The 13,998-nt window shown below is 53.9% G+C and carries 14 protein-coding genes and 3 tRNA genes; 9 read left to right on the top strand and 8 right to left on the bottom strand.

Going from position 1 to position 13,998, the window contains the following annotated elements; genetic code table 11:
* Nucleotides 1–391: 391 nt before the first annotated feature.
* The gene (locus ACPUC7_RS21780) at nucleotides 392–1,351 is read left to right on the top strand and encodes a YncE family protein (RefSeq protein WP_494924498.1); all 960 of its coding nucleotides are present in this window, start codon (nucleotides 392–394) and stop codon (nucleotides 1,349–1,351) included.
* On the opposite strand, the gene ACPUC7_RS21775 is transcribed toward ACPUC7_RS21780, so the two are convergent.
* Nucleotides 1,348–1,902, bottom strand: a complete 555-nt coding sequence (locus ACPUC7_RS21775; RefSeq protein ID WP_494924497.1) for a histidine phosphatase family protein — start codon at nucleotides 1,900–1,902, stop codon at nucleotides 1,348–1,350. The genes ACPUC7_RS21780 and ACPUC7_RS21775 overlap by 4 nt on opposite strands.
* 585 nt (nucleotides 1,903–2,487) lie before the next feature.
* Here ACPUC7_RS21775 and ACPUC7_RS21770 point away from each other — a divergent pair.
* The 4 genes from ACPUC7_RS21770 to ACPUC7_RS21755 all read left to right on the top strand — a co-directional run bounded on the left by ACPUC7_RS21770 (nucleotide 2,488) and on the right by ACPUC7_RS21755 (nucleotide 7,463).
* A complete protein-coding gene (locus ACPUC7_RS21770) occupies nucleotides 2,488–3,882 on the top strand; it encodes an MFS transporter (RefSeq protein WP_343553733.1) in 1,395 nt (464 codons plus the stop codon).
* 74 nt (nucleotides 3,883–3,956) lie between these two features.
* A complete protein-coding gene (locus ACPUC7_RS21765; RefSeq protein ID WP_494924496.1) occupies nucleotides 3,957–4,979 on the top strand; it encodes a LacI family DNA-binding transcriptional regulator in 1,023 nt (340 codons plus the stop codon).
* A 12-nt stretch (nucleotides 4,980–4,991) separates the two neighbouring features.
* Nucleotides 4,992–5,975 carry a nucleoside hydrolase gene (locus ACPUC7_RS21760; protein WP_494924495.1) on the top strand — a complete coding sequence of 328 codons (984 nt, stop codon included), beginning with the start codon at nucleotides 4,992–4,994 and terminating at the stop codon, nucleotides 5,973–5,975.
* A 267-nt stretch (nucleotides 5,976–6,242) separates the two neighbouring features.
* Nucleotides 6,243–7,463, top strand: coding sequence for an MFS transporter (locus ACPUC7_RS21755; protein ID WP_494924494.1), 1,221 nt, complete (start codon nucleotides 6,243–6,245; stop codon nucleotides 7,461–7,463).
* Here the strand turns inward: ACPUC7_RS21755 and ACPUC7_RS21750 are convergent.
* From ACPUC7_RS21750 to ACPUC7_RS21740, 3 genes are all read right to left on the bottom strand, one after another.
* Nucleotides 7,460–7,924: a YbaK/EbsC family protein gene (locus tag ACPUC7_RS21750; RefSeq protein WP_494924493.1), complete on the bottom strand. Its 465-nt coding sequence runs from the start codon at nucleotides 7,922–7,924 to the stop codon at nucleotides 7,460–7,462. The genes ACPUC7_RS21755 and ACPUC7_RS21750 overlap by 4 nt on opposite strands.
* Before the next feature lie 95 nt (nucleotides 7,925–8,019).
* The gene (fhuF, locus tag ACPUC7_RS21745) at nucleotides 8,020–8,814 is read right to left on the bottom strand and encodes a siderophore-iron reductase FhuF (protein WP_494924492.1); all 795 of its coding nucleotides are present in this window, start codon (nucleotides 8,812–8,814) and stop codon (nucleotides 8,020–8,022) included.
* A gap of 122 nt (nucleotides 8,815–8,936) precedes the next feature.
* Nucleotides 8,937–10,022 (bottom strand): GGDEF domain-containing protein, encoded by a 1,086-nt coding sequence (locus tag ACPUC7_RS21740; RefSeq protein ID WP_343554760.1) that lies wholly within the window; start codon nucleotides 10,020–10,022, stop codon nucleotides 8,937–8,939.
* A gap of 229 nt (nucleotides 10,023–10,251) precedes the next feature.
* Here ACPUC7_RS21740 and ACPUC7_RS21735 point away from each other — a divergent pair, with 229 nt between their 5' ends.
* Entirely contained in the window at nucleotides 10,252–10,536 is a 285-nt protein-coding gene (locus tag ACPUC7_RS21735) for a DUF1435 domain-containing protein (protein ID WP_494924491.1), read from the top strand.
* 93 nt (nucleotides 10,537–10,629) lie between these two features.
* Here ACPUC7_RS21735 and ACPUC7_RS21730 read toward each other — a convergent pair.
* The 4 genes from ACPUC7_RS21730 to rsmC all read right to left on the bottom strand — a co-directional run bounded on the left by ACPUC7_RS21730 (nucleotide 10,630) and on the right by rsmC (nucleotide 12,127).
* Nucleotides 10,630–10,716, bottom strand: a tRNA-Leu gene (locus ACPUC7_RS21730).
* A 30-nt stretch (nucleotides 10,717–10,746) separates the two neighbouring features.
* Nucleotides 10,747–10,833: transfer RNA gene (locus ACPUC7_RS21725), tRNA-Leu, on the bottom strand.
* Nucleotides 10,834–10,866: 33 nt separating this feature from the next.
* Nucleotides 10,867–10,953, bottom strand: a tRNA-Leu gene (locus tag ACPUC7_RS21720).
* Nucleotides 10,954–11,095: 142 nt separating this feature from the next.
* Entirely contained in the window at nucleotides 11,096–12,127 is a 1,032-nt protein-coding gene (gene rsmC, locus ACPUC7_RS21715; RefSeq protein ID WP_343554759.1) for a 16S rRNA (guanine(1207)-N(2))-methyltransferase RsmC, read from the bottom strand.
* A 231-nt stretch (nucleotides 12,128–12,358) separates the two neighbouring features.
* Between rsmC and ACPUC7_RS21710 the strand changes: the two genes are divergently transcribed.
* From ACPUC7_RS21710 to yjjG, 3 genes are read left to right on the top strand one after another with little or no spacing between them, the layout of a single operon-like run.
* Nucleotides 12,359–12,769 (top strand): DNA polymerase III subunit psi, encoded by a 411-nt coding sequence (locus ACPUC7_RS21710; RefSeq protein WP_494924490.1) that lies wholly within the window; start codon nucleotides 12,359–12,361, stop codon nucleotides 12,767–12,769.
* Complete coding sequence (rimI, locus tag ACPUC7_RS21705; protein WP_494924489.1) at nucleotides 12,741–13,181, top strand: ribosomal protein S18-alanine N-acetyltransferase; 441 nt, start codon at nucleotides 12,741–12,743, stop codon at nucleotides 13,179–13,181. The genes ACPUC7_RS21710 and rimI overlap by 29 nt, the downstream gene beginning before the upstream one ends.
* Nucleotides 13,182–13,200: 19 nt before the next feature.
* Complete coding sequence (gene yjjG / locus ACPUC7_RS21700) at nucleotides 13,201–13,884, top strand: pyrimidine 5'-nucleotidase (RefSeq protein ID WP_494924488.1); 684 nt, start codon at nucleotides 13,201–13,203, stop codon at nucleotides 13,882–13,884.
* Nucleotides 13,885–13,998: the final 114 nt, after the last annotated feature.

Genomic DNA, 13,998 nt, shown 5'->3' with positions numbered 1-13,998 from the left:
TTATGGTGGCAAGGCTTCCCTGATGCTGGCGCTGAGCGCTCTATTTTGTCCATTAGGCTGTGTGAAAAGTGTTCTCCTATGCTTAATAAAACATTCTGTGCGGCCAGGCTATCTCTTTTTTTCGCTTTCAGATAATCCGGAAAATGAAGAAGCCGTTAAGATTTAAATTAACCATAAATAAAAGGTGAGATTGCTGTGGGTTCTATTTTTCCTGCTTAAGACTATTCCTAATAAAATAACCGTTGCATGGCGTTCATCGCGGCCTGGATTAAAACGTGCGGGATCGATCACTGGTTAACCTGGCTACATTTTTCCCTGGTCTCAGGCTGGATATCTCAGGTTTATGGTGGGTTAGCTACGCTTAAAGCTGGTGATGAAAAAAGGAGACACTATGCAGCGACACAACCGTGGGTTACTGGCGGTCGATAAGCAGGGCAATCGCGTGCTGTTTCTCAATCCCGACTCTTTTGCCGTTGAGCAGGAGCTCAACGCCTTCCCGCCGCGTCCGCATGAACTGCTGATGCTGCCACATTTGGAAAAGGCGTATGTGCCGATTTATGGCGACGGTATTCATGGCGACAATCCGCATCCCGGCCACAAAGTGGCGATCATCGATTTGCGTTTGCGCCAGATCAGCGGCTTTATCGATTTGTCTCCCCTCAAAGCGCCGCACAGTGGTCAATTGGGACGCGACGGCAAAGTCTATCTCTGTTGTGAGAACAGTGCGGTGGTGGCGGTGATCGATCCCGTCAGCGATAAACTGGAGAAAACCATTCAGTTGCCTTCACACAATGCGCATCGGCTGACGCTTTCACCCAGCGGGCGCAAACTGTTCACGGAAAACGAAGAGGACGCCAGCATCACGGTGGTGGATTTGTGCGAGGCAGAAGGGCGCATTATCGACAACATCCTGATGCCTGGACCGATTTCCGGCATTGCTGCCTCGCCGAAGCATCCTTATCTGGTGGCCAGCGCCGCCGATGCGCCGTTGTTGTATGTGGTGGATCGGCAAAGCCATCGCATACGCCAGCGTCTGAAGTTGCCGGGCCACCAGCAGCCGTGTCAGGTGGTGCGCTTTAGCGCCAACGGCGAACGCTTGGTGGCGATTGGCGATCAGGAACCGGTGGTGACGCTGTTTGATGATTTGCTCAATCCGCTTGGCGATGTTCAAGTTGGCAACAAGCCGATGGATGGATGTTTCAGTGAAGATAATCGCAGTTTACTGATTGCCAACGAAGGTGACGGATCGCTGAGCCTGATTGATTTACAGCAGATGAAGGTGATTGCCACGCCGCAGGCCGGCACTGGCTGTGAAGTGTTGAGCTATTTCCAACTCAAACCTTCTATTTAAATAAAGGGACGATGATAAATCGCACTGCTCCAGTGGCGGCTGCTGGCGTGTTTCTCGGCCTGCCAGCCGCGCTTGCGTAGCTCACGCGCAATCAGTTTGTTCATGATGCCGTGCCCAACTAACAACACTGTGCCTTGCTGCGATAACGCCACCAGTTTGTCCGCCGCCAGCCTGGCGCGGGCGCGGGCATGTTGCACCGATTCAACATGTCCGGCGTAACCGCACAGCCACAGCAAACGCAGCAACGCCAGCCACACGTTGAGCGGTAAATGTAAGCGTTCAAACGGCAGCGACGGAATCGCCACTTCACTAAATACCGCATCGACGGCGTGCGGCTGCAATCCCAGCCTTTCCAATGAGGAGCGCGCACGCGGCAGCGGGCTGGTGGCAATCACGCTGGCCTGGCGCGCAATCGTCTGGCTGCGCGGCGGCGGCGAATCGCAAATATCAGCCAGATCGTAACCTTCACACCAGTCGGCCAGCGCGCGTGCGCTGAAACGTCCACCGACGGGATGATCGGGTTTACCGTGTCGCATAAGGATAATAGTCATAAGGCTCCTGAGTCTTCTGGCTCCAGTGTAATGCAGACAAGCGGTGAATCACCTAAACCGATTGGATTTAAGCGTAGTGCGTAATTGTCATTAAACCTTCACTGAAGTATGCGAAAAAAAGCGCGTTGAAGAATCATTCATCAACGCCAAATGGTAAGCAATAATCGTCAATCAGGCACGTTTTGGACGTTTTTTTGCTTGCGTGCATTAGATGTAATGTCATGAATTAACGCTAATTTCGTCTTATACCCCTGAGTTATAGTGAAGGTTAACTAATAAATATCACTATTTTTTCTTGATTTATCTACGCGCGTAGATAGACTATGTCCATAGTGATAACTCGCGGTGCCACTGATGAAGTTGGCCTTGAGATGACACAGTTACATTTGCCTCACTAATGCGATCGATGAACCATACATCGGCGAGAACAGGCGAAGATGCGAATTCCAACACCAGGGAATTCATTACTGATTTTTCATCCAGGTTTGCTTACTGAACGTCGCCACCGGGGAGTTCTGCTTGTTGCAAGGGAACCGACCCACGGAAGGGCGTTTACTGTTTTTACCTCTTATCAGGGAAATGGTTATGACGGTCCATCACTCCGTTGCGCAACAAGATTCACCCAACCCTTCTTCAGCTGCCGACGCGCGGCTGGCTACCACTTCCGGCCGCAAAGACTTCTGGCGCGCCACTTTCTCCTGCTGGCTCGGTACCGCAATGGAATACGCGGATTTTGCGCTGTATGGCCTTGCTGCTGGCATCATTTTTGGCGACGTCTTCTTCCCCGAAGCCACACCGGCTATCGCCTTGCTTTCCAGTTTTGCTACCTGGTCGGTCGGTTTTATTGCCCGTCCGATTGGTGCATTGCTGTTTGGCTGGATCGGCGACCGCAAAGGCCGCAAAACCGTGATGATCTCCACCATCATTCTGATGGGCGCTTCCACCACGTTAATCGGTCTGATTCCTTCCTACGCCAGCATCGGCGTGTGGGCACCTGCGTGTCTGGTGCTGCTGCGCTTTACCCAAGGTTTGGGCGCGGGCGCGGAGTTATCCGGCGGCACGGTAATGCTGGGCGAATACGCGCCGGTTGAACGTCGTGGCCTGGTTTCATCGGTGATTGCGCTTGGCTCCAACAGCGGCACGCTGATTGCGTCGCTGGTGTGGCTGGCGGTGATTCAGATGGACAAAGAAGATTTGCTGGCGTGGGGCTGGCGCATTCCGTTCCTCAGCAGCGTGCTGATTGCGGTTGTTGCGCTGTGGATTCGCCGTAATCTGCGCGAAACGCCGGTGTTTGAGCGTCAACAAGCTGAGTTGCAGGCTGAACGTAACGCTACGCTGGCGCAGGCCAAAGAGGAAGTGGACACCCGCAGCTTCTGGCGCCGTACTCGCGCGTTCTGGACCATGGTTGGCTTGCGCATCGGCGAAAACGGCCCATCTTATTTGGCGCAGGGCTTTATCGTCGGTTACGTGGCGAAAGTGCTGATGCTGGATAAATCGGTGCCAACCACCGCGGTATTCATCGCTTCACTGCTCGGTTTCCTGATCATTCCGTTTGCCGGTTGGCTTTCCGACCGCTTTGGCCGCCGCATCACCTATCGCTGCTTCTGTTTATTGCTGATGTTTTACGCCTGGCCCGCCTTTAGCCTGATGGACAGCCGCGATCCCGCCATTGTGATGACGGTGATTGTGGTCGGCATGGCGCTGGCTTCGCTGGGTATTTTCGGCGTGCAGGCGGCTTGGGGCGTGGAGATGTTTGGCGTCAAACGTCGTTACACCAAGATGGCGGTGGCGAAAGAGTTGGGATCGATTCTTTCTGGCGGCACCGCGCCATTAGTCGCGGCAGCGCTGCTATCGTTTACCGGGCATTGGTGGCCGATTGCGGTCTACTTCTCGGCGATGGCAACCATCGGTTTCCTCACCACGTTTGTCGCGCCAGAAACGCGCGGACGCGATCTTAATCTGCCGGAAGATGCTATTTAATCGGCAGGATCGCGTAACAGAGAATCACCATTGGCCGGCGCTTCCGGCCAATGGCATTTATACGGAGGCAAGGAATGGCGAAATCTCCAACCGGTAATGTAACGCGCAACGATGTGGCGAAAGCGGCGGGAACCTCGGTGGCGGTGGTCAGCTATGTGATCAATAACGGCCCGCGCCCGGTGGCAGAAGCGACTCGCTTGCGCGTGCTGGAAGCGATTAAGCAAACCGGCTATCGCCCGAATGCGGTGGCGCGCGCGCTGGCGTCGGGCAGCACCAAAACCTTTGGTCTCGTGGTGCCGAATATCGCCAACCCGTTTGTTGCCTCGATGGCGCACATGCTGTTGCAGGAATCGATGAATCACGGCCACGTGATGCTGCTGGGTGATGCCGGTGACGACCATAAACGCGAGCTGGAAATCATTCAGGGGCTGCTTAATCGCCAGGTTGATGGCCTGTTTTACAACAGCGTGGATCGCCATCCCTACATTGATGTGATTCAGGCCAGCGGCACGCCGTTGGTGATGCTCGATCGCATTGAACCGCGTGCAGGCGTTAGCATGCTGCGGGTGAACGAACGCGAAGCGGCGTGCCAGGTTACCGCGCATTTGATCAGCCACGGTTATCAGCAGGTTGGCATGATCAGCGGGCCGCTCGAGATGCTCAATGCGCAGGATCGTATTCAGGGCTGGCGCGATGCGCTGGCGGAAAAAGGCTTGCTGGCCGATGAAGCGTTGATCTTCCCGGCCAACTATACGCGGCAGGGCGGCTATGAAGCGACGCAGCGCATGATCGCCAGCAACCGTGTGCCGCGTGCGTTGTTTATCAGTAATGAAGGCCAGGCGATTGGCTGCATCCGCGCGCTGTCTGAACATGGACTGCGCGTCCCGCAGGATGTCGCGCTGGTGTGTTTCAACGGTACCGAGCAATCGGCGTTTCATGTGCCAACGCTCACCACCGTACGTCAGCCGCTGCGCGATATGGCGCGCAGCGCAATTGCCATGCTCAAAAACTGGGATGGCGATGCGAAATTGGCGGAGTTCCCTCACCATCTTGAGATTGGTGAATCCTGTGGCTGCCGGCTCTCTCAACCAGAATAAAACTATAACATTATGAAAAGATTGATTATTGATTGTGACCCAGGAAACGGCATCGCCGGTGCTAACACCGATGATGGCTTGGCAATTGCGTTAGCGCTGGCTTCGCCGTCGCTGTCGCTGGAACTGATCACCACGGTAACCGGCAACACACCCAGCGCAGTCGGTGCGCAGGTAGCGAAAGATCTGTTGCAGCGCCTAAGTTTGAATATTCCAGTGGTGCAGGGCGCGTTACAGGCGCTGCGCGAAGATCCAGCGCCGTGGCGTGCGCGCCTTGATCATGTGGCCGATGAAAAGCTCGGTGAACTGTGGCGCGGCGTGCGACAGCCGCAGCGTCTTCCGGCGGATGGTAACGATGCGGCGGGCGTGATGGGCCAGCTAATTTGCGATAATCCCGGCGAATTTACGCTGGTGGCGATCGGCCCGTTAACCAATGTGGCGCAGGCGCTACAACGTTATCCGCAAATGGCGGAATCGGTGGCTGAGATTGTGATCATGGGTGGCGTGTTTGCGCTGGATGACTACATCAAAGACACCAATTTTGGCCTCGATCCCGAAGCAGCGCATCAGGTGCTGCACAGCGGCGCGACCATCACGTTGGTGCCGATGGATGCCACTACGCAGACGCTGATGACGCATCAGGATCTCACGCGACTGACCGCCAGCGATCATCCGCTGCCGCAGTTTATCCGCGAGACGTTGCGTCCGTGGATCGATTACTCTATTCGTACCCGCAATCTGCCGGGCTGCTGGATTCATGATGCGTTGGTCGTCGCGTGGTTGCTCAATCAGCGCGTGGCCGATGGCGTGGATTATCATGTGGATATTGAATTGCGTCCAGGTGCAACGCGCGGCAAAAGTTGGCGTTATCGCACGCCGCTGCGCCTCGATATCGGTGTGCCAGAGCAAACGGGCGCGTTGGTGCATGTGATGCAAGCGGTTGATAACGCGCTGTTGTTGGAGATTATTGAGAAGGCGTTTAATCAGCTAACGCATTGAGCCGTTATGCGGTCACCATAAATGGCGACCCTACAAAATCACGCTGAACCCGTGGGGTCGCCATTTATGGTGACCTGTTCATTTGCATCCACATGACACGCTTGCTTACATCGCGAATCACTCGCTGACAATTCCCGCCCCAGCCCGCCTTTCTGACATGCTATATACAAATAGTTAACATATTAGTAACCGGTGAAATTATTCGCGCGGTAACTTTTACAATAAATCCGGCCAACGATCCGGAAGCCAATCAGACAGGATACCCACATGTTCAACTGGACTGCGACCCAGCGTAACGTGGCTTTTGCCAGTTTCGCGAGTTGGACGCTGGATGCGTTCGACTTCTTTATCTTAGTGTTTGTTCTCAGCGATCTTGCCCAATATTTCCACACCAGCGTCTCCGATGTTTCCCTCGCCATCATGCTTACGCTGGCGGTGCGCCCAATCGGCGCATTGCTGTTTGGGCGTCTGGCGGAGAAGTATGGCCGACGGCCAATTCTGATGCTCAATATCGTGATGTTCTCGGTGTTTGAGCTACTCTCCGCGTGGTCGCCAACCTTCACCGCGTTTCTGGCTTTCCGCCTGATTTACGGCGTGGCGATGGGCGGGATTTGGGGCGTGGCTTCGTCGCTGGCGCTGGAAACCATTCCCGATCGTTCACGTGGTTTGATGTCCGGCATTTTCCAGGCCGGTTATCCGTGCGGCTATTTACTCGCATCGGTGATCTTCGGCTTATTCTTCGAAACCGTCGGCTGGCGCGGCATGTTCCTGATTGGTGCGCTGCCAATTTTGCTGCTGCCGTTCATCTACTTTAAAGTGCCTGAGTCGCCGGTATGGCGAGCGCAGCGCGAGCGCAAAGAGAGCAACGCGTTGCTACCAATTATTCGCCAGCACTGGAAAATCTGCGTGTACATGGTGCTGCTGATGGCCTGCTTTAACTTCTTCAGCCACGGAACCCAGGATCTCTATCCAACCTTCCTGAAAGTGCAGCATCAGTTTGATCCGCACACCGTCAGTATTATCGCCATCAGCTACAACATCGCGGCGATGTTGGGCGGTATCACCTTTGGTGCGCTATCGGAACGCATTGGTCGCAAGAAAGCCATCATGCTGGCGTCATTTTTGGCGCTGCCGGTGCTGCCGCTGTGGGCGTTTTCCAGCGGTTCGTGGATGATTGGCGTCGGCGCATTTCTGATGCAGTTTATGGTGCAGGGCGCGTGGGGCGTGGTGCCGACCTATCTCACCGAGCTGGTGCCGGCCAATGCGCGCGCGGTGCTGCCGGGCTTTGTCTATCAGCTGGGGAATTTGATCGCTTCAGTCAATGCCACGTTGCAGTCACGCATTGCGGAAGCGCATGGCGGCAATTACGGTTTAGGGATGGCGATTGTTGCCGGTACGGTGGCGGTGCTGATTTGTGTGTTTGTGGCGTTTGGTCGGGAGACGCGCGGCATCGAGATTTCCGGTGCTGCCGCGCGTGAGTCGCGTTAAAGCGCCTCGCAGACGTCAATCCATTTTGCCGCAGTGAGATCAGCCATGCGCTGCGGCGAAATGCGTACCGCACTGTGAATCGAACCGGCGGCAGGCAGCACTTCATCAAAGCTGCGTAACGTCACATCGCAATAAACGGTCAGCGGATTTTCCAGCCCAAACGGACAAACGCCGCCGACCGGATGCCCGGTCCAGTTCACCACTTCATCCACGCTCAACATGCGCGCTTTAGCACCAAGCGCCGCTTTCAGTTTGCGGTTGTCGAGGCGTGCATCGCCGCGCGTGACAATCAGCACGATGGAATCTTTCACTTTCAGCGACAAGGTTTTGGCAATTTGCCCCGGCATAACGCCATGTACGCGGGCGGCCAATTCAACGGTGGCGGTGCTTTCCGGCATCTCGATAATATCGATATCCGGTGCGTGTTCGGCAAAGAAGTGCCGTACCGACTCCAGGCTCATTTTTTTCTCCGGTAAAAACAGAGCCTAAAAACTGCCACAAGCCTGGAAAACTGTAAACGGGATAAAAGGTAAATCTGTAACAGAATGCGCGTGGATTAAACCGCTTTTAACGTGCAGTTACCGCAGCGTTCAACGTCAGGAATGCGGTAGCGCTGGCAGCAACTACGACGCTCCATTGCGCCGTTGCGTGGGATCATAGTGCGATACAGCGGGTTATCGCTGCCATCGAGCAACGATTGGCTGAAAAACAGCGCCTGTTCGAGTTGTAACACCGTTTGTTCCGGCAACTGATTCTTCAACTCGCCGAGGAACCAGTGAAACGAGAAGCCCATGTTATTCCAAATCAGCTTGGCGTTGATGTCGCCATGCTGCGTCATACCGTTCACGGCGGGGATCAGGCATTGCTGAATCAGGCGATCAATACGCTGCTGTGCACCGAGGTAGCGCGCATCTTCATCTTCCTGCACGTCCAGCCAGAAGGCGCACGGATGTCCATTTTCATGAAATTCAACGTGAATTAGATGCGGCGAGCAATTCAGCGCGCGCGGTTCCTGCAACAGTGCCAGCATCAGCGGTGGCAGCAGCAGGCCAAAATACCATTGTGCCCACAGCGATTGCAGCGGCTTGGCTTCGTGCTCAGCATCAGGATGATTGCGATAGAGATAATCGCTGTAACGCTGGGTTAAGCGGCGATAGTGCTGCGGTTGTGACCACTCAGCCAGCGTTAAGGTGCCAGCAGGTGCCGGTTGGCCCAGCTTGAGGTTGTCCAGCATGTAGCCGTATTGCTCGCGCATCAGATCTTCCAGCGCGCTCGCAAAATTGCGGTCGCTCTGCATAAAGATCAGCGGATGGTCGCTGAAGCGATGATCCTGACGCGTGATGATGGCCATGCCGGTCCAGAGTGATAACGGGAATCGAGAGACAAATGATAATCGTTTCCAGCTATTTGAACAATAGTGCGTCACTCTGCTGGTCACCATAAATGGCGACCCTACGAAACCCGATGTGTCAGCTAATTGGTCACCTGGGTTAATTTCGGCAAATCTTCCCACGCGAGGATGGTGTTACGTCCCTGATTTTTCGCCACATACAAGGCGCGATCGGCGTTGGAAACGGCCTGATCAAAATCCTCATCAAAAATCGGCGCAATACCGGCGCTGATGGTGACATGGGTTGAGACTTTTTCATTGAAGCGGTGCGGGATTTCCAAATCCACCACGTATTGGCGAATGCGCTCAGCCAATTTCATCGCAATGGAGGCGTTAACGTTGGTCATCAACACTAAAAACTCTTCGCCGCCGTAACGCGTCACCACATCGCGTGAACGCACTGCATCACGAATCGCCACCGATACACGCGCCAACGCTTGATCGCCCATCGCGTGACCATAATTGTCGTTGTAGGCTTTGAAATGGTCGATATCCAGCAGCAGCACAAAGTGGCTGCCAGCGTGGTTTTCCATAATGGTATCGAGTCGATTCTTCAGCCCGCGGCGATTGTATAAGCCGGTCAGCGGATCGAGCATGCTTAAGTCGCTGAAGCTCTCTTTCTCCTCGTACAACTGGCTGACCAGTCGGCGCGTGAAAGTGTCAAAACGGCGACGCATTAAGTGGTGTAATGAAAAACCGATCAGCGGCAGCGTGATGGTAAATAAGATCATCATTAAATGCTGACCATCATCCAATAACAGCACGGTAAATACCGGTGGCGTGATGTGTAAGCAAAACGCGATTAAATAATCACTTAAGGCAATTGCACTGATAAAAAATACGCTCAGCAAACTGATTATTAAAAAGCTGCCGTCAAAATAATAAACCAGATGATACCTGTGGTTTATATGCCAAGCCCATAGCGCACCTAATATAAACGCCACAGGATTTAATAGCGGTAATTTTTGTTTTGACGCCATTAAGCAAATAATCAACATAGTGCTGCTGAAGCCCGCCACCAGCGCCACCGGCAGCGATCGCACTGGGTTGTCGCTGCCTAATAAAGGCAACAGACAGAAAAGCGAAACGGCGACATTTAGAAACAGAAAAAGCATCAGCGACAGCCGATATTTACTGTGTTTCAACTCATCATAAGATTGTAATTTCATTATTATTCTCGTGACAGCCCTGATATATCAAAGCGCTACCCAAGGGTAATAGCTTTCCTACCCGGATAATGAGCACGTTATTGTTGTGTTTTCGATATGGTTATCGGCGGCAATTTAGCATTTTCCAGTAATTCTGTCATCTGGCATGGCTTGCGAGAAAAAAATTCGCTGCAAGATGAGAAATATTGTCATATGATAATGCGAATATTTATCATCTTTGAGGTGCGCAATGATCATGGCGATGATGGCCGCCTGCGGTTTGTGGGGCGTGAGCTGGATAATGGGGAAACGTCTGGATAGCGGTTGGGGCGTTTTACTGCCATGCGCGGCAATGCCGGTTTTTGCGCTTTGGGAACCGAGCTTCAGCCAGTGGCGCGTGGTGATGATCGTGGCGTTGCTGCTCACCGTGGTGATGCTGTTTCACCATCGTCTGCGTCACTATTTATTGTTGCCATCTTGTCTGGCACTGGCCGGCGGCTTGGCCGCGGTGTCGGTCAATTTCCACGTTATGTAAACTTTCTCAAAACGCAGAAACGAAAAAATCACGCTAAGGGCGTGAATTTCGTTGGAATCTTTTGGGGATTTACTGCTGAGGATTGACAACTGTTGGTGCGAAGGGAGGGACTTGAACCCTCACGTCCGTAAGAACACTAACACCTGAAGCTAGCGCGTCTACCAATTCCGCCACCATCGCATCTTAGTTGTCTTGTTTATATCGTCGCATTGGTGCGAAGGGAGGGACTTGAACCCTCACGTCCGTAAGAACACTAACACCTGAAGCTAGCGCGTCTACCAATTCCGCCACCATCGCTCAGTGCGCGGTATAAACTGTGTGATTTTAGTTTGGTGCGAAGGGAGGGACTTGAACCCTCACGTCCGTAAGAACACTAACACCTGAAGCTAGCGCGTCTACCAATTCCGCCACCATCGCAAACTAACAACACTCTAAAGTATTGCTAACCACGGAGGCGCATTTTAGAGATTTTACTCATTGCGTCAACACATATTTCGCGGCGGTAAAACAATCGCTGTAAAAAGCAACGTTTTCACCGCCACGCTTGGAAAATCGCGGATTAGCGCGCTTTTGACCCACGTCCGTACACGGCGCGATAGACTTTAAAGCGTCCGGTTTGCGCCAGCACTTCGTGATTACCAAAGGTTTCATCCAGAATCTGCGCATACGGCAAGAAGGCGTTGGCAACGATACGCAATTCACCGCCGCTGTTCAGGTGCTTCAACGCGCCGCGAATCAAGGTGCCTGCCGCTTCAAGGCTGGTTTGCAGGCCATCGTGGAACGGCGGGTTGGAGATGATCATGTCGAAGCGGCCGGTGACGTCGGAGAACACGTTGCTGGCAAACACTTCACCTTCCAGATCGTTAGCGGCCAGCGTCGCTTTACTGGCTTCGATCGCGGCGGCATGCACATCGCACAGCCACAAACGCACGCGTGGTGATGTCTGCGCCAGCACTGTTGCCAATACGCCGCTGCCACAGCCGATATCCAGCACTTTGCCACGGAAATGCGGCGTCAACGTGGAGAGCAGCAGATCGCTGCCGATATCCAGACCATCGCGGCTGAACACGCCCGGCAAGGTATGTATGGTGAGATCGTCAAGCTGATAGGTGTTGCCGTAGCTGCTGGCGTCAAAGCTAGGTTGCTTATCGAGACGGCCGTGATACAGGCCGCAACGGCGCGCGCTATCGACTTTTTCCAGCGTTGCCCACGCTTCCAGCATGCCTTCCGCACTGCGCACGCCGCTGCGATTTTCACCGACCACGAAGATATCGCAACCAACCGGCAGCAGCGACAGCAGGTTTTGCAGCTGGAATTGTGCTTCAGGTTTGTTCTTCGACCAGTAATACACCAGCGTATCGCAGCCTTCGACATCCGCTGCGGTAGCGACCATGCTGTAAACCGCACGTTCACCAAGGCGATGGCTCAGGTTCTGCCAGTGATGATATTGCTGGGTATGCACGCGGCTCGACGCGGTTTCTAGCTGGGCGGGCAGGTCATCCTGCAAATCGCCAGCAAACAACACGTGGCGGGCGGTAAATTCATCACTGTGGCGCAGAATCACTTCGCTGGCCGGGGTAAAAGCAGACATGGAACACTCCTGTTAAATCAGAGCGCCGATTATATACACGTCATACTCCAAGTTACAGGTGCGTTGGCTGCTCTCGCTCACCCGAATCACTTACTAATGTAAGCTCTTCGGGCTTCCCTCGCTTGCCGCCTTCCTGTAACTCGAATTATTTTGTGTATTGGGCTTTGTTGGCGCATGTTCGATGGGTTTGCTAGCATAGCGACGCATTCTGGCAGCATAACGGGTAATAGCATGAGCACAAGGCGCGACTGGCTTCTACAGCAAATGGGGATTACGCAGTATCAGCTGCGGCGTCCGCGCGTGCTGCAAGGGGAAATTGCCGTCACGCTGTTGCCCGACACACGCCTGGTTATGGTGGCCGAACATGCGCCAACGCTACAAGAACCGCTGATTCGCGACGTGCTGCGTGCACTGAATATCCAACCTGCGCAGGTAATGGCGTTGACGCCTGAACAGTTGCCGATGCTGCCCGAGCAGGTGGATTGCGCTGGCTGGCTGCTGGGCGTCGAAAGCGAACATCCTTTTAACGGCATTCGATTTGATACTGCCGTTTTCAATGAATTGATCAGCAGTGGCGCGGCGAAACGCGCGCTGTGGCAACAGATGTGTAACCATGACAACACTCTCTTTAATCACCCCTGAAGACCTGCCGCAACTGCTGGCGATTGAACGCCGCGCGCATGCGTTTCCGTGGAGCGAGCAAACTTTTACCAGTAATCAGGGCGAACGATTTGTTAATTATCGCCTTACAGTCGACGGTAAACTGGCCGGATTCGCCATCACCCAAGTGGTGCTGGATGAAGCATCGCTGTTCAACATTGCGGTCGATCCGGATTTTCAGCGCCGTGGCTACGCACGCCAGCTATTGCAGCATTTAATTGCTGAGCTGGAGCAGCGCGAGGTGCTGACGTTATGGCTGGAAGTGCGCGCCTCGAATACGCCGGCGATTGCGTTGTATGAGCAGTTGGATTTCCATCAGGTGAGCGTGCGCCCCAACTATTATCCCACCGCCAGCGGGCGCGAAGATGCCATCATTATGGCGCTAACTTTGTAAGTCATTTGAAAGGAGCACCATGCTAAACGACTGGGACTGCATCCTGTTTGATGCAGACGACACACTTTTCCATTTCGATGCCTACGCCGGTTTGCAGCGCATGTTTGCGCGTTACGACGTGCAGTTTACCGCGCAGGATTACAGCGATTATCAAGCCATCAACAAGCCATTGTGGGTGGATTACCAAAACGGCACCATTTCTGCGTTGCAACTGCAAACGCGCCGTTTCACGCTGTGGGGCGAGAAACTCAGCGTGGCGCCAGAAGTATTGAACAGCGATTTCCTCAGCGCGATGGCGGAAATCTGCTTGCCGTTGGATGGTGCCGCACATTTGCTGACAACGCTGAAAGGCAAAGTGAAGATTGCCATCATCACCAACGGTTTTACCGCGTTGCAGCAGGCGCGCCTCGAGCGCACCGGTTTCCGCGATATGTTCGATGCGCTGGTGATTTCCGAGCAAGTTGGCGTGCCAAAACCGGACGTGGCGATTTTCGATCATACGCTGGCATTGTTAGGTAATCCGGATCGCAGCCGCGTGCTGATGGTTGGCGATACGCCAGAATCGGATATTCTCGGCGGTATGAATGCAGGCGTGAAAACCTGCTGGATCGATCACGGCACCCGTCCGTTGCCGGATCACATCACGCCAACCTGGCAGGTAAAAACGCTGGCAGAGCTGGAAGCGTTGCTGGCTGAACGCTAAAAGTATCTATTCACCGTTTTTGCGATAACCAAGTAAAGAAGCCCGCTATGCGGGCTTTTTTTATGCTAGTATCTATTCATAAATCTATTCACGAATCTATTCATCGACAAGGTG

Source organism: Pantoea sp. CFCC18179 (assembly GCF_059412405.1).
Note: the sequence above shows the minus strand (reverse complement) of the source record. Positions and strands in the feature narration are given on the sequence as shown.